This window comes from Mesorhizobium sp. M0062, from assembly GCF_040323125.1.
Classification (GTDB): Bacteria; Pseudomonadota; Alphaproteobacteria; order Rhizobiales; family Rhizobiaceae; genus Mesorhizobium.
Genome location: NZ_JAMYUO010000028.1, coordinates 1 through 21,755, shown reverse-complemented (window position 1 = coordinate 21,755; position 21,755 = coordinate 1). Strand labels below are relative to the sequence as shown.

Genomic DNA, 21,755 nt, shown 5'->3' with positions numbered 1-21,755 from the left:
AACAGTTTCGAACTGTCGGCGCCGCCGCTCATTGCCCTGGCGGGCGTTCGTCACTCGAAAAGCCAAGCAATTGGCTTTTCGTCCGCTTCGCGGACCGCTCCTCACCTCCCCGTATAGTGACGGGGAGAAAGAAGCTCATTTCAGATCTTGGCGTCGTGCGGCAGCGGCGCTGTCGCTTTCTCCAGCCAAGCCAGCGTCTCGCCGTCGAGCATCGGGCCGATCTCGGCCAGCACCCAGGCATGGTAAGTATCCAGCCAGTGCAACTCCTCGCGCGTCAACAGGTCGGTGCGGATCAGCCTGATATCGATCGGCGCCAGCGTCAGCGTCTCGAAACCGTGCATGGCGATGTCGCCGCCCTCCACCTGTTCAGCCGGTGTCACCAGGATCAGGTTCTCGATGCGGATGCCGTAGGAGCCTTCCTTGTAATAGCCGGGCTCGTTGGACAGCATCATGCCGGCCAGCAGCTTTTCGGTGCCGGTGCGGGCGATGCGCTGCGGCCCTTCGTGCACCGCCAGATAGGAGCCGACGCCATGGCCGGTGCCGTGGGCAAAGTCGCAGCCATGCTTCCACAGCGCCATGCGCGCCACCGCGTCGATTTCCGAGCCGCGCGTGCCGGCGGGAAAGCGCAGAGTGGAAATGCCGATCATACCTTTCAGCACCAGTGTGAAGCGCTCGCGCATCTCCTCGGTCGGCTGGCCGATCGGCACCGTGCGGGTGATATCGGTGGTGCCGTCCTGATACTGGGCGCCGGAATCGAGCAGGAACAGCTCGCCCTTTGCCAGCTCGCGGTTGGTGGCGCGCGACACGCGGTAGTGCATGATGGCGCCGTTCGGACCGCTGCCTGAAATGGTGTCGAAGGAGACGTCGCGCAGCGGCATCTGCGTTTCCTCGCCGGTCTGCCGGCGCACCTCCTCCAACTTGGTGACAACGGTTATTTCGTCGAGCGTGCCCGGCTTTTGCCGTTCCAGCCAGCACAGCAGTTTCGCCACGGCCGCCCCGTCTCGGCGGTGCGCGGCGCGGCTGCCGGCGATTTCCGCCTGGTTCTTGGTGGCGCGCGGAATGCGGGCGGGATCGGCCGCTGAAACAAATGCGCCGCCATTGTCCTCGACCAGCATTCTCAGCTTCTCCGCCGCCAGCACCGGGTCGAGCGCGATCTTGGCGCCGCCCTTGGCAAGGGTAACGACCGCCGCCTCGAATTCGCCGGGCTCGTGCAGATCGGCGAGTTGGGTGAGATAGGCGGCGACCGTGCGCGAAAACTTGCGCTGGTCCATGAACAGCTGGTGCTTGCCGTCGGCGGCAGGGATCGCGAAGCCGAGCGCCAGCGGCGTGTGCGGCACGTCACCGCCACGGATGTTGAAGGCCCAGGCGATCGAGGAGGGGTCGGTGAGCACGGCGTGCGTCGCGCCCTCCTTGCCGATTGCCGCCACCAGCCGCGCCAGCTTGTCCTTGGCGAGTTCCCCGGCAAAGCCGATCGGGTGGATTTCGACCGGCGCCACGGGCGGCGCCGGCTGATCCTTCCAGATGATGTCGATCGGGTTCCTGTCGAGCGGCACCAGCGTCGCGCCGGATTGCTCGGCCGAGGTTTTCAGCGCCTTGACCTCAGCGATCGTGTGCAGCCACGGGTCGAAGCCAAGCCTGGCGCCCTTGCCGAGATTGTCCTTGATCCAGGAGGCCGGCGGGTTGTCGACGAGACTCTCGATCGCAAAAATGTCGAGATCGACCTCGTGGCGCACTTGCAAGGTATAGCGGCCATCGACGAACATGAAGGCGCGGTCACGCTGCACAAGTGCTACGCCCGCCGAGCCGCTGAAGCCGGTCAACCACTTCAGCCGCGCCGAGCGATCGGCGACATACTCGCCCTGGTGCTCGTCGGCGCGCGGCACCAGGAAACCGTCGAGGCCATTATCCGCCAGCCATCGCCGCAGCAACGTCACGCGCGGCTTGCCGACGCTGGGGTCGCCTGCGGAATCGAAGGTCTGGAACATGGTATGCCTCCTGTATCGGGCGCGACCGTAGCGCATGACCCGGAAAACCGGAATCGATTTTCGCCAATCGCAACAGGCTCGGATTGGTCCAAAGCGCGTTGCGTCTCAGTGCTTCAGGTGGATCGTCACCCAGCCTTCGCGATGCAAGGTCCTGACATGCCGGAAATTCTGGCCGACATAGGCCGAGATCACCGCATTGCATTGGCGCTCGAGGATGCCGGACAACACGATCGAGCCGCCGAGGCTGATGTGCCTGGCCATCTCAGGCGCCAGCCGCATCAGCGGCCGCGCCAATATGTTGGCGACGATGAGGTCGAAAGGCGCGCGCTTGCCGAAGATCGGGTGGTGGAAGCCGGGCGCCGTCACCGTTTCAACCAGCGCCTTGACGTGGTTGAGGCGGGCATTGGCGGCGGCGACCCTGACGGCGATCGGATCGATGTCGGTCGCCAGCACCGGAATATGCGCCAGTTTGGCGACGGCGATTGCCAGCACCGCGCTGCCGGTGCCGAGGTCGAGGGCATTCCTGGGACGTTCGCGGCGCACGACCCGTTCCAGCATTTCGAGGCAGCCGGCCGTGGTGCCGTGATGGCCGGTGCCGAAGGCAAGGCCGGCCTCGATCTCGATGGCGAGTTCGCCGCTGTGGCGCTTCCGGCGGTCATGCGCGCCATGGACGAAGAAACGTCCGGCGCGCACCGGCTTCAGTCCCTCCAGCGAGCGCGCCACCCAGTCGATGTCGGGCAAAACCTCGCGCTCGATCGGCTTCGACAGGGACAGTCCCACAAGGCTGTCTTTTAGCCGCGCCTCAACCGCGTCGACATTGCCGTCGGTGTAGAGCGAAACCTCATAGATGTCGCGGTCTTCATCGACTTCGAGCACGGCGATCGGCAGGCCTTCATCCTCGAAAGCCGGCTCGAGCGCGGCAAAGATGCGGTCGGCGTCGATCTTCCCAGCGATGAAGTGGAGCCTGGTCTGACCCATCAGTTGGTCTCTTGCTTGAGCATGATCTCTGGACAACACTTTTCTGTCCGAGAAAACCGGATTCCACATTTAGGGATCATGCCTAGCCTGCTGCCAGCCGCTTCAGCTTGGCAATCGCGGTATCGGCGCTTTCGCCATAGGCGATGGTGCCCGAAAACTCGCCCTTGGCATTGAGCAGCAGCGCCGAGGCGGTGTGGTCCATCGTATAATCGCCGTCGCCGGTGTCGACCTTCTTCCAGTAGATGTTGAAGGACTTCGCCATGGCGTGCACCTTGTCGGGATCGCCCGATATGCCGACGATGCGGTCGGAGAAATTGCTGACGTAAGTGTTCATCACAGGCGGCGTGTCGCGCTCTGGATCGACGGTAACGAAGTAGGCGTTGAGGTTCTTGCCGTCGTCGCCCAGCGTCTTCAGCCAGCCGGCCATTTCGAACAAAGTGGTCGGGCAGACTTCCGGGCAATGGGTGAAGCCGAAGAAGACGATGCTGGGTTTTCCCCGGAAGGCGGCTTCGGTGATTGGCGCGCCTTTCTGGTCGACCAGCGTGAATGGCGCGCCATACGGTTCGCCACCATAGTGGCCGCGATAGAAGTCAAAGGTGAGCCAGCCGATGCCCGCCGCCATCAGAACGAGAATGCCGACCAGAATTGAACGCATCATCAGGAATTGTCCGTAGCAGAAATCATCGAGCGCCGGATCGGCGCCTCTCTGCCGGCAGTCTTAGCCGGTCGCAGGGGGCAAGGCAAAGATGCCGCGTTGCCGCAACCGGGCTGGGCGCTACCTTGCAAACAGCTGGCCCTTATCCCACCTGAGACCGGCAAACTGAACCTGAGGAGGCTCCCTTGCAAAGACGGACTGGGCAGAGACGGATTGGGCAGAAACTGATCGGCGGCGCGCTGGCCGCATGCATTGCCCTTGGCGCCGGTGCCGCAGCGGCAGAGGAAGTCGGCAAGGTCGGCGTCGATTGGGTCGGCAACGACATCATCGTCGAGGCGATCAAGGATCCCAAGATCGACGGCGTGACCTGCCATGTCTCCTATTTCGACCGCAGCGTCATCGACCGGCTGCACAAGGGCAACTGGTTCGAGGATCCGTCTGATTCCTCGATCTCCTGCCGCCAGACCGGGCCGATCACCATCGGCGACATCGACATGAGCGAGGGCGGCGAAGAGGTGTTCAAGCAAGGCATCAGCCTGATCTGGAAGAAGCAGGTGGTGAACCGCATCTACGACAAGAAGAACGAGACGCTGATCTATCTCTCGCATTCGCGCCAAGTGCAGGACGGCTCGGCGAAAATGTCGGTGACGACCGTGCCGCTGTTCGGCCAGAACGTGGTGTGGACCGGCGGCAAGCCGAAATAACGATCCTCCGGGCGCAACGCGACAATTGCTTCCGCAATTGCGCGGGGGTAAATCCGCCAGATGGACCGTACCGAAAACCTCGTCCTGAAAGATCCCGAGCCGCGCATCCATTCGACCGCGGAGCTGAAAGCGTGCAAGCTTGGCCGCTATGCCTCGATCGGCGAACGGGTGGTGCTGCGCGAGGTCAATGTCGGCGATTTCTCCTATTTCGAGCGCCACGCCGAGGCGATCTACACGACGATCGGAAAATTCTGCTCGATCGCCGCCAACAGCCGCATCAATGCCTTGGAGCATCCGATCGAGCGGATCACGCAGCACAAGCTCAGCTACCGGCCGAACGAGTATTTCCGCTGGCTGGGCGTCGACGCGGCGTTCCGCGCGCGGCGGCAGGCCAAGGCGGTCGGCATCGGCAATGATGTCTGGATCGGCCATGGCGCCGTCATCATGCCCGAGATCAGCATCGGCAATGGCGCCATCATCGGCGCCAATTCGGTGGTGACGCGGGATGTGCCGGCCTACACAATCGTCGCCGGCGTACCGGCGAAGCCGTTGCGCATGCGCTTTCCCTCCGAGATCGCGGCGCGGATCGAAAGCCTTGCCTGGTGGGACTGGCCGCCGGAGAAACTCGCCAAAGCGGTTCCCGACATGCAGGCCTTGCCGATTGAGGATTTCCTCGATCGTTGGGAGCAAGAGCATTCCTGAGAGCTCGCCGCGCGTGCGCGGTTTCATCGACTGGCTGGCCGAAATCCTGGCGCCAAAATTCTGAACGGCACGTGTCGGGAAGAGTTCCGCCGGTCTGCGGCAACGCAACGGACCCCTTCCGCCATGCGGGGGTGGCGCAGCGGAAGGGGCTTGGAGACAAATCCGCCGTGAAGCGGAACGAACAGGTTTTGGCCTGCATGGTGACTAATGGCAACAAACCGATAAGGCGGCTTTTCACGGCGCTGCGCCTTTGGCGTGCATACAATTGCACCAGCGATGCCCTCTGCGACAGGGAACCGGAAGCGGCTGCCGGTTGTTTATTGTTGGAGCGATGAATGCGGCCTTGGTCAGCTCGTCGCGCTTTGAACGGTTGAGGATGTGAATGATCGAAAAGCTGTTTACCAGAATCGCCAACACCGTTTCGCACTTGGCGGGCCTGCCGCCGACTTTCATCGCCTGTTGCGCCATCGTTATCGTCTGGGCGGTAAGCGGGCCATTCTTCGGCTTCTCCGATACGTGGCAGCTCGTCATCAACACGGGAACGACGATCATCACCTTTTTGATGGTGTTCCTGATTCAGAACACCCAGAACCGCGACGGCGCCGCGGTTCAGGCCAAGCTCGACGAACTGATCCGCGTCAGCGAGGGCCACAATCATTTCATCGGCATCGAGCACCTGACCGAATCCGAGGTCGAGGAGATCAGAGACAAATGCGAGCGGGCGGCAAAACGCCATGACCACGAGCTCGCCGAACTGGCGGGCAAGAAGGCCGTCGCGCAAAAGCGCACCGCGAAAAAACGCGCGCCCGCCTGAGTCTCGGCTTTGGCTGAGTTCGACGATCAGTTTCCCATAAAGGCCGCGAAAGCGTCCTTATGGTCGGGGTGCCAGCGCGAGAGAGCAGGCCGGTTCTCGATGATGTCGCCGATCGCCCAGGCCATGCGCTTTTCATCGGTCGGCCGCATCACCTCATTGTCGGGGCACAGGATGTAGAAGTCCCCGCGCGCCAGCGAAGCCAGCATGAAGTCGACCACCTGCTCGCCGGTCCAGGCGCCAGCGGGTTTTTCGACCGCTCCTTCGGTGAGGCCGGTGAAGGTGAAGCCGGGAATGAGAAGATGCGCCGCGACCTTCGCGCCCGGCTCGTTGCGCAATGCGTGCGCCAGGCCTTCGGTGAACGTCTTCAATGCCGATTTGGATACGTTGTAGGCGAGATTGCCGGGTGGCGTGGTGATGCCTTGCTTGGAGCCGGTGTTGATGATCAGGCCCGGCTCTCCGGAGGCCAGCATGGCCGGCGCAAAGGCCTCGACGCCATGTACGACGCCCCAGAAATTGATGTCGATCAGCCGCTTCCAGGCGTCGCCGTTCTCCCACGGTTTTCCCGGATTGTTGCCGACGCCGGCATTGTTCATCAGCAGCGATACGGCGCCGAAAGCGGCATGCGTCTTTTCCGCCAGCCGGCCGAGTTCGTCGGCCTTCGAGACGTCTGTGGCGACCGCAAGCACGGCATTCTCGCCGGCGATCGCGGCGACTGCCTGGCGGGCCGCATCGAGGCGCGCGCCGCCAATGTCGGCCAGCACCAGTCTCATGCCCATAGCCGCCAGCCTTTTGGCGGCGGCAAGCCCGATGCCGCTGGCGCCCCCGGTGATGACGGCGACGTTGCCTCGGCTGAGGGCGGGCAAAGCGGATTGGATTTCGGCGTCGGAGGTCATGATCTTTTTCCTAGGGTTCGGGTGGCGCCGAACTTAGCGCGGGACGCGCATCGTGCAAGGCCGTCCCGCGTGTTCGGGTTGACCGCATCAACGGCGGCTGTGCATGCTGCGGCTGAACAGGAGACTGCCGATTGACCGACTGGGTTGCGATCCTGAAGGAGCAGACCGCCACCGGCGACCAGATGGGCCGCGAGGTGCCACAGATGCTTGCCAATCCGGACATAAGCGAAGCGCAGGTGAAGACCTTGTTTTCGGCACTCGAAAAACAGGCCGAGTTCGTCGAGAAATTGCGCATGGCGCTGGAAAAATTCGGCCATGATTTTTCGATCATCAAGGCGGCCGAGCGGCTGGAGGAGCGCTATGCCGACCTAGCCGCGTCGGTTGCCGAAAAGCTGAAGGCGATGCGCAAGTAGAGGCGTCCTACGCTACTTTTCCAGCACCCGCGAAAAACGCGTGTCCGGAACGAACCAGACGGCGGCCACCAGCACGAAGATCGCAACGCCGATCCATTGGTTGACGAAGGCAAGCGGGACGGCGGCGGCGTAGAGGGCCACCGAGATCTTGCCCTTGCGGTCATTGCCCAGCGCCTTGGCGAAGGCGGTGTCGTTGCCGTGCAAATGGTGCAGCTTGGTGGCGAGAAAGGTGTAGGCGACCGCGCACAGCACCAGGTCGATGCCATAGACGGCGACGGGGACCGGCGCGAAATGGTTCTCGCCCATGAAGGCCGTCGTCGCCGGCATCAGCGACAACCAGAACAGAAGGTTGAGGTTGGCCCACAGCACGCGGCCGTCGACCCTTTGGACGGTGTGGAACATGTTGTGCAGATTGTTCCAGTAGATACCGACATTGATGAACGACAAGACATAGCTGAAAAAGATCGGCCACAGCGGCAGAAGCGCTGAAAAATCCTCCCCATGGGGCACTTTCAGCTCCAGCACCATGATGGTGATGATGATGGCGACCACCCCATCGGTGAATGCCTCGACTCTGCCTTTTCCCATGGATTCTCCTTCTCGATGGAAAGACGTTAAGCGAGGATTTCGGGCAAGACCATCCTGACAAGGTTGTCAGGATGAAGTTCGGCGCGTGGAACGGCCATCCTTACATGGACGTTGGGGCGCAATTGGGCGTTGGGCGATTGGCCGGAGGTTGCCATGACCAGCTATGCCGAGACCATAACGCGCGACAACGGACTCGATGGCCGGCCCGCGATGGCCGCGGTTGCCGCCATGATCGCCGCTCTGTTCGCCGGCAGCACGGTGCTGACGCCGCTTTACGTCATCTACAAGCAGGCCTTCGGTTTCTCGCAGATCACGCTGACGCTGGTCTACGCCGTCTATGTCGTCGGCAATCTCGGCGCATTGCTGATGTTCGGGCGCTTGTCCGACGGCATTGGCCGCCGTCCTGCGGCGCTGGCGTCGATGGCCATAGCGGTGGTCAGCGCGCTGGTGTTCCTGTTGGCCGAGAACGTCGCATGGCTCGATGTCGCCCGCATATTGAGCGGCCTTGGCATCGGCGTCGGCGCGGGAACCGGCACGGCCTGGCTTGCCGAATTGATCGAGGGTAAGGACAAATCGCGCGCGGCAATCATCGCCACCAGCACCAACTTCGTTGGCCTTGGCCTCGGCGCGCTGGCATCGGGCCTGCTCGCCGAATATGCGCCCTGGCCGTTGAGACTAACGTTTGCGGTCTATCTTGCCTTGCTCGTGGTGGTGACGCTGTTGATCTGGCGCACCAGGGAAACCGTTTCGCGGCCGGGAAGGCTGGTCGACGTTTCGCTGCGGCCGCGGCTGTCGGTGCCCGCTGATATCCGCGCCGCTTTCGTGGCGCCGGCCGTCACCGGCTTCGGCGCCATGGCGCTGGTCGGCTTCTATGCAGCCCTGGCGCCGAGCATCCTGGCGCAGCAGCTGCATGTGGCCAACCATGCCGAGGCCGGCGGGCTGTTCTTTGAACTGTCGATCGTTGCGGCCGCGACCATTCTGGCCACGACCCGACTGTCCAGTCGCGCCGGCATGCTGGCCGCGCTGGCGCTGATGATCCCGGCCGTAGGGCTGATGGTTGCTGCTCAGTTTTTCGCGTCGATGTCCCTGATGGTTGCCGCCACCGCTGTGTGCGGCGTGGCGGCGGCGCTCGGCTATCGCGGCGGCCTGCAGGTGGTGAGCCAGATCGCACCTGCCGAGCGTCGCGCCGAATTGGTGTCGGCGTTCTTCATCTGCTGCTTCTGCGGCAATGCGCTGCCGGTGATCGGCATTGGGCTGCTGTCGAGTTGGGCCACTCCGACGACGGCAAGCCTGGCCTTCGCCGGCATGATCACGCTGTTCTCTGTCGTAGCGCTGGGGTTCGGCGTCAAATACGCGCGCTGAGCCTCACCCGTTTGGCGTCTCGGGCGCCATGTTTGCCCGTCCGCGCGGGATGCCGAGGCCGGTGTCGGGCGGCTCGCCGGCGGCCGGCCGGTCCTCGATCATGTGCATGGTGCGCCAGCGGCCGAAGCGATAATAGGCGGCGGCCAGCACCAGCGAGGTGATCGATCCCGCCGGAAAACTCCACCACAGCGCTTCCTCGCCGATGTAGCTCCTGAAGAAGTAGGCAAAGCCGGTACGCACGACCAGCACGGAAATCACCAGAATGATCAGCGGCGGCATCACGGCACCGGTGGCGCGCACGGTGGCGAACAGCACGATGGTGACGCCGAACAGGATGAACGACCAGGACGCCACCTTGTTGATGTGGGCTGCAATGTCGATTGCGGTGCTGTCGCGGCTAAGGAACAGGCCGAGCACCGGCCTGTCGAAGAGGAACAGCAGCGCCACCAGGGCGCCGGTGAGCACCAGGTTGAAGCCGACGCCGGACGCCGCGATGCGACCGATGCGGTCCCAGCGCCCGGCGCCGACATTCTGGGCCGCCATCGACGAGACTGCGGCTCCGATCGCCAGTGCAGGCATCTGGATATAGGTCCACAGCTGCGCCGCGATGCCGTAGGCGGCGGCGACCTGCGAGCCGTAGGAGTTGACGATGCCCATCACGGTCAGCGCCGCCGCCGAAATGACGATCATCTGCAGGCCCATCGGCACGCCCTTGAAGACGACGATCCTGAGCAGCGCCGGATCCGGCCGCAGCAGAGCGAGGTTCGCGCCGGCGAGCCGCAACGGATGCTTTTTGGCATAAAGCACGACGAGGATGGCGATCACGCTCACCGTCTGGCCGATCAGCGTCGAGGTGGCGGAGCCGGCGATGCCGAGTTCGGGGAAGGGGCCGATGCCGCGAATGAGCAGCGGATTGAGGATGATGTCGAGCACGACCGCGAGCGCCATGAAGAAGAATGGCGTGCGCGAATCACCCGCACCGCGCAGCACCGTCATGACGAAGGACAGAAGGTTCATCATCGGCACGGCGACGAAGATGATACGCAGATAGGAGCGCGCCAGCGGCAGCGCATCGGGCGGGGTGCCCAGTGTGTTGAGGATGGCGTCGACCCAGATCCAGCCGCAGACGGCGAAGATAGCCGAGACGAGGAAGAAGAAGCTGGCGCTGGTGCCGACGATGCGCCGCGCCTCGGGCAGGTCGCGGGCGCCAACCGATTGCGCCACCAGGATGGTGGCGGCCATGCCGATGCCGAATACGGTGCCAAGAATCAGGAACAGAACCAGATTGGCGTTGGAGGTGGCGGTCAGCGCCGATTCACCGAGGAAGCGGCCGACCCAGACAGCGTTGATCGAACCGTTGAGCGACTGCAGCACATTGGAGCCGAGCACCGGCAGAGCGAACAAAAGCAGCGTGCGCGGAATCGGGCCGCTGGTCAGGTCGCCGGTGCGCCGGCGCGGTGGTATTTTTTCGTCCATGGGCTGTTCGGCGAAGGTTCATCTCAAAGTCCGCCCGGCAATGATCGCCGATTTGACGGACAAGGTCGATGCGGCATTGGAACATGCCACCTGGCGGCTTCAAGCTAATCAGTTCTCAAAACATTCGGAATGGGATATGGGTCGTCGCCGCGTGGGGTCGCATATCCTGTTGGATATGATGAATAGGCTGGGGGGATCATGTCCGACAATCCGCTTTTTTCCGAGCGCCTGAACCGGCGCGCGTTTCTTGGAATATCCGCTTTGGGTGCCGCTTCCATGGCGCTTTCAGCCTGCACCACGACCGACGTCGTGGTGCCGCCAACGCCCGCTCCGGCGCCCGAACCGGCTCTGGGCGATGCCGCCACCATGTATTCGGCGCGCGTCGATGAGGGCTTTTCATTGCCGGCAATCCCCGTGGCCAAGCTCGATCCGAAGTTCGTGCGCCAGATCGTGGACGATCCGACCGGCGAAAAACCCGGCACGATCGTCGTCGATACATCCGAGCATTTTCTCTATCTGGTGCGCGACGGCGGCAAGGCAATGCGCTATGGCGTCAGCCTCGGCAAGGCCGGGTTTGGCTGGACCGGCAGCGCCGTGATCCAGGCGCGCAAGAAATGGCCGGTGTGGACGCCGCCGCCCGAAATGATCCAGCGCCGGCCGGAACTGGCGAAATATAAGGACGGCATGCCGCCGGGACCGCAGAGCCCGCTCGGCGCGCGTGCGCTCTATCTGTTCCGCGACGGCAAGGACACGATGTACCGGCTGCACGGCACGCCGGAATGGGATTCCATCGGCAAGAACGCGTCGTCGGGCTGCGTGCGCTTCATGAACCAGGACATTATCGACCTCTACAGCCGGGTCAACGGCTTAGCCCAGGTCTATGTGCGCCCGAACCTGTCGGCCGCAGGCAAGATCATGGCCGTGTCGAGCCGGACCGCCGAGCCGATCGATGCCGGCGTGCCAAGGGATGCGGAGATTTTGAAATAGGTGCCTTCACGGCATCGCTGATCGCCGACAAACGTTTAGAGGCGGACGCGCCGGGCGCGTCCGCCTTTCCGTAAACGGCTACTTCTTGGCGAGGCCCGGAAGCGTGACCTGATAGACCAGGAACATGGTGTCGACATCGGCGCCGTCGTCGGCCTTGTAGGGCGCGCCGACCTGAAAACCGTCCTGGGTGAGAAAGTCGTTATCGTTGCCGACGAACAGGAAATAGTCGTCGGGCAGCGCCGGATCGAGCAGGCTGACCACAGACATTGCTTCCCACTTCTCCGAGAGATTGTTCTTGTCGTTCGGCTTGCCGTCATGCAGGCCGAAACGGCCGAGTTCCTTGTTGTCGTTGATGTCAATGAACGGCGTCAGCTTGGCCGGGGTCACCGAGGGGTCGAGCACGCCCTTGGGCGCCAGCGGCTTGTCGGCGGCATCGAAGGCGCCGCCGGCAATGTCGGTGGCGCCAGAGACGTCGACGACGAAAATCTGGCGCAGCAGCGAAGTATCGCCCTTCACCCCCTGGCCGTTTCCGCTGTCGCGCGCCAGCATCAGGAAGGTCTTGTCGGACAGCGCCACGATTTCGCTCTGCGCGGCGACCTTGGTCTTGTCCTTGGCGTCCTTGAACACCGGCAGCGGCACGGCATATTCATGCACCAGCTTGAGATGGGCCGGGTCGGAGGCGTCGTAGACCAGCGCGCGGGTGTTCTGGCGCGTCGCGGGCGAATCGCCGCCATCCTGGCGGGGCGCCGACTGCAGCACAGTGATCAGCGACTTGCCGTCCGGCGTCAGCGCCATGCCTTCGAGGCCTTGATTGTTCTGGCGGCCGGTTTCGGGATCCTTCGGATCGGGTTCGGCTGCACCGGGGCCCGGATTGTCGGAGGCGAAGTTCGGCGCGCCCTTGCGCATCGGCACCAAAGCGGCGGGCGGCTGCGTTGCCGACAACAGATGGCCGTCGGCCGAGAAGCGGTAGATGTTGGGGCCGTATTCGTCAGAGATGAACATGGTGCCGTCGGGCAGCCGCGCGATCGCCTCATTGTCGAGCGCCAGCTTGCCATTGGCCTCGGGCAGGATCGGCAGGTCGCCATTGGCCGCGCGCACGCCGTTGAGCGGATCGAGGCCGGTGGCGTCAGCGCCCTTGTCGTCGGTGAGGAGCAGGGAATCGGCAAGCGTCGCCTTGACGCCTGTCTGTTCCTGGCCGGAGGTGGGCGTGGCGCCCAGTGCGGTCGGCGTGAATTCGATATGAATAGTGTTGAGGCGCGGCCGGTAATCGGTGGTGCCGACGACATTGTAGCCACGGTCCGGCAGCAACCAGAGCGAGCCCTTGTAGCCGTCCGCGCCACGGGTCCAGCTTGCGGCGTCGATGGACATGCCGGAGCCGGAGCCGAAGGTCTCGCCGAACTTGTCCTTCTGATCGGCCGGGATGCGGCCGACGCCGACCAGGCCCTTGTTGACGAAGCCGCCAACGGTGGCGGTGCTGTCGGCAAGGGCAGGGGTCAGGGCGGTAAACAGCGCCAGCGCGGCGCCGAGCGACACGGTTCGGTGCGAGATTTTCATGGAGATCCTTTTTGTGACAAGCCTTGAGCGGCGCAAAGGGGCCACCGCATCGCATCGACGATGTCGCCCTCTCGCAAAGCGGTCTAGGACGCGAACATGATACTTGCGTGACAGAGAGGGCCTCTTCCTTCTCCCTTGTAGGAGAGGGAAGAGCGCAATGATCAATCGCTGTCGCGGGCGATCAGTTCCAGCGGCCAGACTTCGCGGATGATGCGCGGACCTTCCGGGCCGGCAAAGGCGGGAAGCGAGGCCAGCAGCATTTCGGCCAGCCGCCGGCCCATCGGCTCCAGCGACGGACGGAAGGCGGTCAGCGCCGGCGAGAAATAACGGCAGAGCGGCGTGTCGACGATGACGATCACCGCGATGTCGTGGCCGGGCCTGATGCCCATCTCGGCCAGTGCCTTGCAGCCGCCGAGCGCCATTGCGTCATTGTTGAAGATGATGGCTGTGGGCCGGTCCTTGGAGAGCATCACGCGCGGCGTCACCTGGTAGCCTCCGGCCTCGTTGATGAAGCCGTCGGCGATCAGGCCGGGGTCGACTTCGATGCCATGCCGCCCCAGCGCCTTGCGGTAGCCGTCGAGGAACAGGTAGCCGAAGTTGAGATCCAGCGAAGGGCGGATGGCGGCAATGCGGCGGTGGCCGCGCGCGACCAGCCGGTCGACGGCTTCATCACCCGCCCTCTCGAAATCGATATCGAGCGAAGGATAGGTGTCGTCGCCGGATTGACTTCGGCCAAGCGTGGCGAAGGGAAAGCCAGCCTTGCTGAGATAGTCGATCCGATCGTCTTCCCGCCGTGTATTGGCCAACACGACCGCGTCGGCTCGGCGCGTCTCAACCACGCGGCGCAGCCTCTCCTGCTGATATTGGCCGGGCTCGCCCATGACGACCATCAGATCCAGGTCATCCTCGGCCAGTCGGCCCTGCAGACCGATCAGGAACGGGATGAAGAACGGTTCGCCATATTGCTGGTCGCCCGGATGCGGCTGCAGCATGAAGGCGATCGAATGGGTGGTGCCTTGCCGCAGACTGCGGCCGGACTGGTTGGGCGAATAGTTCAATTGCTTGGCGGCGGCGAGCACGCGCTGGCGGGTGTCGGCATTGACGTCGGCGCGGCCGTTCAGCGCCCGCGACACGGTGCCGATCGAAATGTTCAGGTGACGCGCAAGGTCATGGATGCTGGACGCCAAGGACAGTTCTCCCCCTGTCTTGGCTAGCACCGGCTGCCGCCCAGGCCAAGGCTTCGGGATGATTTTCGCTGGCAGCCGATTGACATTCTACGCCATCGGGTGTGTTCTCGTAAACGTTTACGGAGAAACGTTTACGGTGATGCCGGAAATGCCGTGACATTCGGTCTGGAGGGACCGGACGGGAGGAATGCCGGATGATGAATGCCGTCCTCGTCGGCTGTGGTGCGATGAGCAAGGCCTGGCTCGATGCCGCGAGGCAGATCGACGGGCTGGCCATTGTCGGCCTTGTCGATCTCGACGCCGAACGGGCGAAGGCGAGGGCGCACGAATACGGGCTCGACGGCGCGGTAATCGGCACCAGCCTCGACGCGGTGCTCGACCAGACCAGGCCCGACGCGGTGTTCGATGTCGTGGTTCCAGCCGCCCGGCGTGATGTCGCCTTTGCCGCCTTTGCCCATAATTGCCATCTGCTGACGGAAAAGCCGCTGGCCGATACTCCGGAAAATGCGCGCGCCATCGTCGATGCGGCGCGTAACGCGGGGCGCGTCCATGCGGTCGTGCAGAACCGCCGCTATGTCGCCAATGTCCGGCGCATAAGGCGCTTTCTCGACTCCGGCGCCATCGGCAAGCCAACCAGCATCCATGCCGACTTCTTCGTCGCGCCGCATTTCGGCGGCTTTCGCGAGGAGATGGCGCATGTGCTCTTGCTCGACATGGCGATCCACACATTCGACGCCGCCCGCTACATGGTCGCAGGCGATCCCGCCGGCGTCTATTGCCAGGAATGGGATCCGGCGAATTCCTGGTACCGGCAGGGCTCGTCGGCCACCGCTATCTTCGATCTCGGCGGCGGCAAGGTGTTCACCTACGCAGGCTCTTGGTGCGCGGCGGGCTTCCGCACCAGCTGGGAGAGCACGTGGCGCATCGTCGCCGAGCACGGCAGCCTGGTCTGGGACGGCGAGGACGGACTGAAGGCCGAGGTTGTGTTGTCGGTCCGCGACGGCCTCTTCGACCTGACCCAGCCCATCACAGTACCGCCGCTCGATTCCGCCGACCGCGTCGGCGGTCATCTCGGCATCATCAAGGATTTCATCCACGCCATCGAGACCGGCAGCGAGCCGGAAACCCGTGGCAGCGACAACATCAAAAGCCTGGCCATGGTTTTTGGCGCCATCGAAAGCGCCGAGACCGGACGGCGCGTCGCAATCACACAGGAAGCATCATGATGCCAAACCCGCTTCTCGACATCCGGATCGGCACCATGGTGCGGGCCAATCTCGAAGACCCGGCCGCCTACATCAAAGAGATTCTGCCGCTCGGCTTCGAGAGCATCCAGCCCTTCTTCTGGCAGACGCTGGGCGGCAAGGATTTGCCGCGGCTCGCCGGCGAGATCCGCGAGGCGATCGGCGATGCCGATGTCGTCGTGTCGTCGATCGGTGTGTTCGGCAATCCGCTGGAGGATGGCGAGGTCGATCGCGGCGTGCTCGCGGCCTGGGAAACGGTGATCGACAATGCGCATCTGTTCGGCGCCTCGACGGTCAGCGGCTTCACCGGCCGCCTGCGCGGCAAGAAGCTGACCGACAGCCTGCCGCGCTTCCGTGAGGTCTGGGGGCCGCTGGCCAAACGCGCCGCCGACAAGGGCGTGCGCATTGCCTTCGAAAATTGCGCCATGGACGGCAACTGGGCCGCCGGCGACTGGAACATCGCCCACAATCCGGACGCCTGGGAGCTGATGTTCAACGAATTGCCCGACGACAATCTCGGCCTCGAATGGGAGCCCTGCCACCAGCTTGTCTACCTCATCGACCCGATGCCGCAGATCCGCAAATGGGCGCCGCGCATTTTCCATGTCCACGGCAAGGACGCGACGGTGCGCTGGGATGTGATCCGCGAGCACGGCGTGTTCGGCAAGCTGCCCTTCGTGCAGATGCGCACGCCCGGGTTTGGCGACAGCGACTGGACGCGGGTGATCAGCGAATTGCGGCTGGCCGGTTACAAGGGCGCCATCGACATCGAGGGCTGGCACGACCCGGTCTATCGCGGCGACCTCGAAATCACAGGCCAGGTGCGCGGGCTGGAATACCTCAAGCAATGCCGGGGAGGAGCGACCTACCTGCCGAACCCGGCGTGACCGAGGGCCGGTGGGAGGAGCCGGCCTGACAGATTCCCAAGCACTGCCGACAAGCACTGCCGACAGGCGAACGACGAAACCCCTCGGCTCACCGAGGACAAAAGGGAGGAACGTGCATGAGCATCGCAATGAGAACGACACTTCTGCGCTCGACCGTCGTGGCCGCCGCCACGGCGCTGTGCGCTGCCATCTCCACTCTGCCGGCGCAGGCGCTCGACGCCCAGTGGTGCAAGGATGTCCACATCCGCTTTTTCGTCGGCGGCGCCGAGGGCGACGCTTTCGGCACCATCGTCTACAATGGCGCCAAGCAGGCGGCGTCCGATCTCGGACCCAAGGTCGACTACATCTTCTCGCAGTGGGACGTCGAGAAGATGGTTCAGCAATTGCGCGAGGCCGTCGCCGTGAAGCCCAACGGCATTGCCATGATGGGCCATCCCGGCGACGCCGCGATCATGCCGCTGGCCGAACAGGCGCACAAGGACGGCATCAAGATGATGTACCAGAACGTGCCGGTGCCGACGGTGGTGGCTGCGTTCGGCGGCGGCTATGTCGGCGCCCAGCAGGAGCAGCAGGGCCGCGCGCTCGGCGTCGAAGCGTTCAAGCTCGGCAATCTCAAGTCCGGCGACAAGGCGATCATGATCGGCCCGTTCGAGAACGAGGCCCGCGGCGCGCGCGAGCGCGGCACGGTGGCAGCACTCAAGGAAGCCGGCGTCGAGGTCATCCAGCTGTCGTCGCCGCCGAGCGGCGAATGGGCGTCCGACCCCAATCTGGCGATACCGGTGATCACCGCGGCCCTGCTCAACAATCCCGACGTCAAGGCGGTCGGCTATCCCGGCGGCCAGATGCTGGGCAACGTCGCCACCTACATGCAGGCGGCGGGGCGCAAGCCGGGCGACATCTTCAATTTCGGCTTCGACACCAGCCCGCAGATCGTCGAGGCGTTCAAGGGCGGCTGGGTGCAACTGACGGCCGATCAGCAGCCGTTTCTGCAAGGCTATCTGCCGATCCTCAGCCTTTGCCAGCAGGTGGTGCTGGGCCTGGCGCCGATGAATGTCGACACTGGCGCCGGCTTCGTCACGCCGCAGAATTACGAGATCGTCGCCGAGCTCGCCAAGCAGGCGCTGCGCTGACCTCCCAAACTGCCGGCTGGGCGCAAGCCCGGCCGGCAGGACCGCCGGCACCAGGCCGGGATGATACCACAGGAGCGAGGATCGCCATGGCCGAACGCATCATCGAACTGCGCGACATCAGCAAATCCTATGGCCAGGTCTATGCGCTGGGCGGGGTCAATCTCTCGGTCGACCGCGGCGAGGTGGTTGGCCTGATCGGCGACAATGGCGCCGGCAAATCGACGCTGATCAAGATCCTGTCCGGCGTCGTCAAGCCGACCAGCGGCGAGATCCTGGTGCGCGGCAAGCCGGTGACCGGCTGGAGTGCGGCACGCTCGCGCGACGCCGGCATCGAGACGGTCTTCCAGGACCGGGCGCTGGCCGTGCAGCAGACCATCGTGCGCAACATCTTCATGGGCCGCGAACTCACCGGCTTCATGGGCTTTCTGAAGGTCAATAAAGAGATAGAGGAGGCGAGCCGTCTGATGCGCGAGATCGGCTTTACCTCGAAAGTGTTCACGCCGCATTCGATCGTCGGCCAGCTCTCCGGCGGCGAACGCCAGGGCGTGGCGATCGCGCGCGCCATCTACAAGCAGGCCGAGCTGATCATCCTTGACGAGCCGACGACGGCGCTGTCGCTGACCGAGACCGCCAAGGTCTTCCATTTCGTGCGCCAGGTGCGGGCGAGCGGCCGTTCGATCCTGTTCATCGGCCACAACATCCACCATGTCTTCGACATCGCCGACCGCTTCGTGGTGATTGACCGCGGCAAGGTGGCGCTGACCGCCGATCGCACCGAGGTCAAGTCGGCCGAAGAGCTGATCAATTTCATGGAAGACGTTGCGCATCCCGGAGGATTGCCGGGGCTGCACGAGGCCGGCGACGCGGAGAGGGCAGCACGATGAGCAAGACCATGGAACCCGATCTGCAGAGCCCGCTCGGCGGCAAGGCGGCCCGGCCTGAGTGGAAGCACCCGTCCGACCATTGGCTGCGCGGTTTCGTCATCGACAACCGCGCAGCGCTCGGCACGCTCGCCGTGTTCATCATCATGATGGCGGCGTTCCTGATCGCCAACCCGACCGTGTTCACCACCTGGTATCTCTACAGATCCGTGCTGACCACGCTGCCGGTTGCCCTGTTCGCGGTGGTGCCGCTGGTCTTCGTCGTCACCTGCGGCGAGATCGACCTGTCGTTTCCCGCAACCATGGGCTTTGCCTCCTGGGTGTTCGCGCTGGTGGTGCAGGCCGGCTACGATCCGTTTCTCGGCATCGCAGCGGCGATTCTCACCGGCACGCTGCTCGGCTTTCTCGTCGGATCCCTGGTCGTTTATGGCGGGCTGTCGTCGCTGATCGCCACCCTCGGCATGAATTTCCTGCTGCGGGGACTGATCCAGATCATCAACGAGGGCAGATCGACGGCATTGACCGGTCTCAGCGACAGCTGGGCGTACACCATCTTCTCCGGTCAGGTGTGGGGTTTTCCGGTACAGGTCTTATGGGCACTCGCCTTCGTCATTTTTTCGGCAATGCTCTACAACCGGCACCGCTTCGGCGCGCAGGTGAGGGTCGTCGGCGACAACCCCGACAGCGCCCAGCAAATGGGCATCGACGTCAAGCGTGTGCGGGTGAAAGTGTTCATCTTCACCGGCATCGGGGCCGCGATCGCCGGCACGTTTTCGGTGATGATCAACTTCACCTGGTGGCCGACCGCGGGCGACGGCTATCTCTTGCCGGTGCTGGCTTCGGTGTTCGTCGGCGGCACGCCGACCTGGGGCGGCATCGGTACGGTTGCCGGTGGAGCGATCGGCGCGGTCACCGTGTCGTTCATCCAGACCGGCGTCGTGGCGGCGGGCCTGAGCGGCTTCTACGTCCAGTTCTTCAACGGGCTGATCATCATCCTGTCGCTGCTGGGGCACAAGTGGAACCAGGCGCGGTACAGGTGAGGGGCGGGCTAAATTGACGGGGACGCTCATGTTGCGGACCGCATGCCCCGACGACTGGGCAGACGCCCGTCGCTTCGTCATTCTAAGGCGGAGCAGGAGCGAAGCTCCGTCGCGTAGACCCTGGAATCCATTCCGCGACCTTGGCGTGCAGCTGCGCAGGATTCCGCACCGTGGCAACGCGTTGAAGACGCGGGATGGATCCTCGGGTCTACGCTGCGTCGCTACGCTCCTTGCTCCGCCCGTGGATGACGAGGCGGGGAGGGCTCCGCCAGACTACAACAATGTGGTCGCTTGTAGGACAACAGGACAAGCGGGCGCTCACACCGCCGCCACAAACCCGTCCAGCACGCGTTTCTGGCCGGCCTTGTCGAAGTCGATGGTCAGCTTGTTGCCTTCGATGTTGGAGATGTTGCCGTTGCCGAATTTCTGGTGGAAGACGCGGTCGCCGACGCTGAAGGGTGACGGCGTGTCGGCGACGGATTTGGCGACCAGTTCGCCGTCAATGGTGCGGCCTTTGACGCTGGTTCGGCCGGCGCCGTAGCCGGAGTCGGTCTCGCCATAGCCGATGCGCTCGACCTGGTGGCCGGAGCGCGAGCCCCAGTTGCGGTCGGTCGCCTCGGTGCGGTTGGCCTGCGCGCGCTGCCAGCCGGGCGTCGCATAGGTGTTGGAGAAGGCGCCGGATTTTTCCGCGCCGACATTGTCGAAGCGCGAGGCGCCGTAGGGGTTCTGCCGCCCTGCGCCCTGGCCGCCACGGCCCGACGCGAACGAACTGCCGCCATAGGAATTGCCGTAGCCGCCATAGGAGTTGCCGCTTTCGGCGACCTCGACATGGGCTTCCGGCAGTTCGTCCAGAAAGCGCGACGGGATGGTCGACTGCCACAGGCCGTGGATGCGGCGGTTGGAGACGAACCACAGATGCAGGTTCTTCTTGGCCCGGGTCAGGCCGACATAGGCGAGACGGCGCTCTTCCTCCAGGCCGGAGCGGCCGCCTTCGTCCAGCGCGCGCTGGTGCGGAAACAGGCCTTCCTCCCAGCCGGGCAGGAAAACCGTCTCGAATTCGAGGCCCTTGGCCGAATGCAGCGTCATGATGTTGACGGCGTCGAGCTCGGCGTTCTGCTCGGCGTCCATGACCAGCGCGACATGTTCGAGGAAGGAGCGCAGCGATTCGTACTCCTCCATCGAGCGGATCAGCTCTTTCAGGTTTTCCAGCCGGCCCGGCGCCTCGACCGAACGGTCGTTCTTCCACATGTCGGTGTAGCCGCTCTCCTCCAGAATGGTCTCGGCGAGCTCGGTGTGCGGCGTGGTTTCCAGCGCCTTCTGCCAGCGCTCGAAATTGGCCGCCACTTCGCGCAAGGCCGCGCGCGGCTTGGGCTTCAATTCATCGCTTTCGGCGAGCTTGGAGGCTGCCTCCAGCATCGGGATGCGCAACGCACGCGCCGTGTCGTGGATCTGGCGGATGGTGGCTTCACCCAGGCCGCGCTTGGGGACATTGACGATGCGCTCGAAGGCGAGGTCGTCGGCGCCCTGCGCGACGACGCGGAAGAAGGCCAGCGCATCGCGGATTTCCATGCGCTCATAAAAACGCGGGCCGCCGATGACGCGGTAATTGAGGCCGAGCGTGACGAAGCGGTCTTCGAATTCGCGCATCTGGAAGGAGGCGCGGACCAGGATGGCCATGTCGTTCAGCTTGTGCTTGGCACGCTGGTAGGTCTCGATGGTTTCGCCGACGGCGCGGGCTTCCTCCTCGGAATCCCAGGCGGCGTGAACATGCACCTTCTCGTCGTCCTCGGCGACCTTCTCGGTGAACAGCGTCTTGCCGAAGCGACCCTCATTGTGGGCGATGAGGTGCGAGGCGGTGCCGAGGATGTGCGCCGTCGAGCGGTAGTTGCGTTCCAGCCGGATGATGGTGGCGCCCGGGAAATCCTTGTCGAAGCGCAGGATGTTGTCGACCTCGGCGCCACGCCAGCCATAGATGGACTGGTCGTCGTCGCCGACGCAGCAAATATTCACGCTCACGGGCTGTTCCACGCCTGCCGGCGTGGGCCCTCCGCCCCCTCTTTTTTGCGCGCCTTCGGCGTCGCGGGAGTCGCCTCGCAACGGCTCGGACGCCCGGTCGGGCTTGCGGCCTTCGGCCGATCGCGCTTTACCCTCCCCTGGATGGGGAGGGTCGCCCCGCAGCGGCGGGGCGGGGTGACTGGCGCCCGCGCGGCCGCCCCCCCCCCCCCGGGCGGCCCCCCCGGCGCCCCCCCCCCCCACGCCCGCGCGGGAGGGGTTG

The 21,755-nt window shown here is 64.3% G+C and carries 19 protein-coding genes and 1 pseudogene; 11 read left to right on the top strand and 9 right to left on the bottom strand.

The window, feature by feature from the left end:
• Positions 1-140: 140 nt before the first annotated feature.
• The 3 genes from NKJ64_RS25470 to NKJ64_RS25460 form a co-directional block, all read right to left on the bottom strand.
• Positions 141-1,985, bottom strand: coding sequence for an aminopeptidase P family protein (locus NKJ64_RS25470; protein ID WP_023753103.1), 1,845 nt, complete (start codon positions 1,983-1,985; stop codon positions 141-143).
• 105 nt (positions 1,986-2,090) lie between these two features.
• On the bottom strand, positions 2,091-2,963 hold the full coding sequence (locus NKJ64_RS25465) for a 50S ribosomal protein L11 methyltransferase (RefSeq protein WP_352463537.1): 873 nt from the start codon (positions 2,961-2,963) through the stop codon (positions 2,091-2,093).
• 82 nt (positions 2,964-3,045) lie between these two features.
• Entirely contained in the window at positions 3,046-3,621 is a 576-nt protein-coding gene (locus tag NKJ64_RS25460; RefSeq protein ID WP_023697009.1) for an SCO family protein, read from the bottom strand.
• 182 nt (positions 3,622-3,803) lie between these two features.
• On the opposite strand from NKJ64_RS25460, the gene NKJ64_RS25455 reads away from it, so the two are divergent.
• The 3 genes from NKJ64_RS25455 (at position 3,804) to NKJ64_RS25445 (ending at position 5,838) form a co-directional block, all read left to right on the top strand.
• A complete protein-coding gene (locus NKJ64_RS25455; RefSeq protein WP_023753104.1) occupies positions 3,804-4,322 on the top strand; it encodes a CreA family protein in 519 nt (172 codons plus the stop codon).
• 60 nt (positions 4,323-4,382) lie between these two features.
• Complete coding sequence (locus NKJ64_RS25450) at positions 4,383-5,024, top strand: LbetaH domain-containing protein (RefSeq protein ID WP_023733062.1); 642 nt, start codon at positions 4,383-4,385, stop codon at positions 5,022-5,024.
• Positions 5,025-5,406: 382 nt separating this feature from the next.
• The gene (locus tag NKJ64_RS25445; protein WP_023750938.1) at positions 5,407-5,838 is read left to right on the top strand and encodes a low affinity iron permease family protein; all 432 of its coding nucleotides are present in this window, start codon (positions 5,407-5,409) and stop codon (positions 5,836-5,838) included.
• A gap of 26 nt (positions 5,839-5,864) precedes the next feature.
• Here NKJ64_RS25445 and NKJ64_RS25440 read toward each other — a convergent pair whose 3' ends face one another.
• Positions 5,865-6,731 (bottom strand): SDR family NAD(P)-dependent oxidoreductase, encoded by an 867-nt coding sequence (locus NKJ64_RS25440; protein ID WP_023682121.1) that lies wholly within the window; start codon positions 6,729-6,731, stop codon positions 5,865-5,867.
• 131 nt (positions 6,732-6,862) lie between these two features.
• Between NKJ64_RS25440 and NKJ64_RS25435 the strand changes: the two genes are divergently transcribed.
• Positions 6,863-7,144, top strand: a complete 282-nt coding sequence (locus NKJ64_RS25435) for a hypothetical protein (protein WP_023668298.1) — start codon at positions 6,863-6,865, stop codon at positions 7,142-7,144.
• A 12-nt stretch (positions 7,145-7,156) separates the two neighbouring features.
• Here the strand turns inward: NKJ64_RS25435 and NKJ64_RS25430 are convergent, their stop codons facing one another.
• Positions 7,157-7,732, bottom strand: coding sequence for a TMEM175 family protein (locus NKJ64_RS25430; protein WP_023682120.1), 576 nt, complete (start codon positions 7,730-7,732; stop codon positions 7,157-7,159).
• Positions 7,733-7,885: 153 nt separating this feature from the next.
• On the opposite strand from NKJ64_RS25430, the gene NKJ64_RS25425 reads away from it, so the two are divergent.
• Positions 7,886-9,094: an MFS transporter gene (locus tag NKJ64_RS25425; protein WP_023712448.1), complete on the top strand. Its 1,209-nt coding sequence runs from the start codon at positions 7,886-7,888 to the stop codon at positions 9,092-9,094.
• Positions 9,095-9,097: 3 nt separating this feature from the next.
• On the opposite strand, the gene NKJ64_RS25420 is transcribed toward NKJ64_RS25425, so the two are convergent.
• Positions 9,098-10,570, bottom strand: a complete 1,473-nt coding sequence (locus NKJ64_RS25420; RefSeq protein WP_023712449.1) for an MATE family efflux transporter — start codon at positions 10,568-10,570, stop codon at positions 9,098-9,100.
• A 198-nt stretch (positions 10,571-10,768) separates the two neighbouring features.
• On the opposite strand from NKJ64_RS25420, the gene NKJ64_RS25415 reads away from it, so the two are divergent.
• Positions 10,769-11,557, top strand: coding sequence for a L,D-transpeptidase (locus NKJ64_RS25415; RefSeq protein WP_352463536.1), 789 nt, complete (start codon positions 10,769-10,771; stop codon positions 11,555-11,557).
• A 78-nt stretch (positions 11,558-11,635) separates the two neighbouring features.
• Here NKJ64_RS25415 and NKJ64_RS25410 read toward each other — a convergent pair whose 3' ends face one another.
• Positions 11,636-13,111, bottom strand: coding sequence for an esterase-like activity of phytase family protein (locus NKJ64_RS25410; protein ID WP_023714765.1), 1,476 nt, complete (start codon positions 13,109-13,111; stop codon positions 11,636-11,638).
• Positions 13,112-13,272: 161 nt separating this feature from the next.
• The gene (locus NKJ64_RS25405; protein ID WP_023697001.1) at positions 13,273-14,298 is read right to left on the bottom strand and encodes a LacI family DNA-binding transcriptional regulator; all 1,026 of its coding nucleotides are present in this window, start codon (positions 14,296-14,298) and stop codon (positions 13,273-13,275) included.
• Positions 14,299-14,492: 194 nt separating this feature from the next.
• On the opposite strand from NKJ64_RS25405, the gene NKJ64_RS25400 reads away from it, so the two are divergent.
• From NKJ64_RS25400 to NKJ64_RS25380, 5 genes are all read left to right on the top strand, one after another.
• The gene (locus NKJ64_RS25400; RefSeq protein ID WP_352463535.1) at positions 14,493-15,524 is read left to right on the top strand and encodes a Gfo/Idh/MocA family protein; all 1,032 of its coding nucleotides are present in this window, start codon (positions 14,493-14,495) and stop codon (positions 15,522-15,524) included.
• Positions 15,524-16,429 carry a sugar phosphate isomerase/epimerase family protein gene (locus tag NKJ64_RS25395; RefSeq protein ID WP_023744620.1) on the top strand — a complete coding sequence of 302 codons (906 nt, stop codon included), beginning with the start codon at positions 15,524-15,526 and terminating at the stop codon, positions 16,427-16,429. Before NKJ64_RS25400 ends, NKJ64_RS25395 begins: the two co-directional genes overlap by 1 nt.
• Before the next feature lie 116 nt (positions 16,430-16,545).
• Positions 16,546-17,559 (top strand): substrate-binding domain-containing protein, encoded by a 1,014-nt coding sequence (locus tag NKJ64_RS25390; protein WP_023682113.1) that lies wholly within the window; start codon positions 16,546-16,548, stop codon positions 17,557-17,559.
• An 86-nt stretch (positions 17,560-17,645) separates the two neighbouring features.
• Positions 17,646-18,443, top strand: a complete 798-nt coding sequence (locus tag NKJ64_RS25385; protein WP_023668308.1) for an ATP-binding cassette domain-containing protein — start codon at positions 17,646-17,648, stop codon at positions 18,441-18,443.
• Positions 18,440-19,480 carry an ABC transporter permease gene (locus tag NKJ64_RS25380; protein ID WP_352463534.1) on the top strand — a complete coding sequence of 347 codons (1,041 nt, stop codon included), beginning with the start codon at positions 18,440-18,442 and terminating at the stop codon, positions 19,478-19,480. Before NKJ64_RS25385 ends, NKJ64_RS25380 begins: the two co-directional genes overlap by 4 nt.
• Before the next feature lie 318 nt (positions 19,481-19,798).
• Here the strand turns inward: NKJ64_RS25380 and NKJ64_RS25375 are convergent.
• Positions 19,799-21,496 (bottom strand): annotated as a pseudogene (locus tag NKJ64_RS25375) (ATP-dependent helicase); the annotation flags it as partial.
• Positions 21,497-21,755 lie beyond the last annotated feature (259 nt).

Bases quoted from the DNA above. Each gene is read 5' to 3' on its own strand.
- NKJ64_RS25470 (WP_023753103.1), bottom strand. From the start codon at position 1,985: ATGTTCCAGACCTTCGATTCCGCAGGCGACCCCAGCGTCGGCAAGCCG.
- NKJ64_RS25465 (WP_352463537.1), bottom strand. From the start codon at position 2,963: ATGGGTCAGACCAGGCTCCACTTCATCGCTGGGAAGATCGACGCCGAC.
- NKJ64_RS25460 (WP_023697009.1), bottom strand. From the start codon at position 3,621: ATGATGCGTTCAATTCTGGTCGGCATTCTCGTTCTGATGGCGGCGGGC.
- NKJ64_RS25450 (WP_023733062.1), top strand. From the start codon at position 4,383: ATGGACCGTACCGAAAACCTCGTCCTGAAAGATCCCGAGCCGCGCATC.
- NKJ64_RS25445 (WP_023750938.1), top strand. From the start codon at position 5,407: ATGATCGAAAAGCTGTTTACCAGAATCGCCAACACCGTTTCGCACTTG.
- NKJ64_RS25440 (WP_023682121.1), bottom strand. From the start codon at position 6,731: ATGACCTCCGACGCCGAAATCCAATCCGCTTTGCCCGCCCTCAGCCGA.
- NKJ64_RS25430 (WP_023682120.1), bottom strand. From the start codon at position 7,732: ATGGGAAAAGGCAGAGTCGAGGCATTCACCGATGGGGTGGTCGCCATC.
- NKJ64_RS25425 (WP_023712448.1), top strand. From the start codon at position 7,886: ATGACCAGCTATGCCGAGACCATAACGCGCGACAACGGACTCGATGGC.
- NKJ64_RS25420 (WP_023712449.1), bottom strand. From the start codon at position 10,570: ATGGACGAAAAAATACCACCGCGCCGGCGCACCGGCGACCTGACCAGC.
- NKJ64_RS25415 (WP_352463536.1), top strand. From the start codon at position 10,769: ATGTCCGACAATCCGCTTTTTTCCGAGCGCCTGAACCGGCGCGCGTTT.
- NKJ64_RS25410 (WP_023714765.1), bottom strand. From the start codon at position 13,111: ATGAAAATCTCGCACCGAACCGTGTCGCTCGGCGCCGCGCTGGCGCTG.
- NKJ64_RS25400 (WP_352463535.1), top strand. From the start codon at position 14,493: ATGATGAATGCCGTCCTCGTCGGCTGTGGTGCGATGAGCAAGGCCTGG.
- NKJ64_RS25395 (WP_023744620.1), top strand. From the start codon at position 15,524: ATGCCAAACCCGCTTCTCGACATCCGGATCGGCACCATGGTGCGGGCC.
- NKJ64_RS25390 (WP_023682113.1), top strand. From the start codon at position 16,546: ATGAGCATCGCAATGAGAACGACACTTCTGCGCTCGACCGTCGTGGCC.
- NKJ64_RS25385 (WP_023668308.1), top strand. From the start codon at position 17,646: ATGGCCGAACGCATCATCGAACTGCGCGACATCAGCAAATCCTATGGC.
- NKJ64_RS25380 (WP_352463534.1), top strand. From the start codon at position 18,440: ATGAGCAAGACCATGGAACCCGATCTGCAGAGCCCGCTCGGCGGCAAG.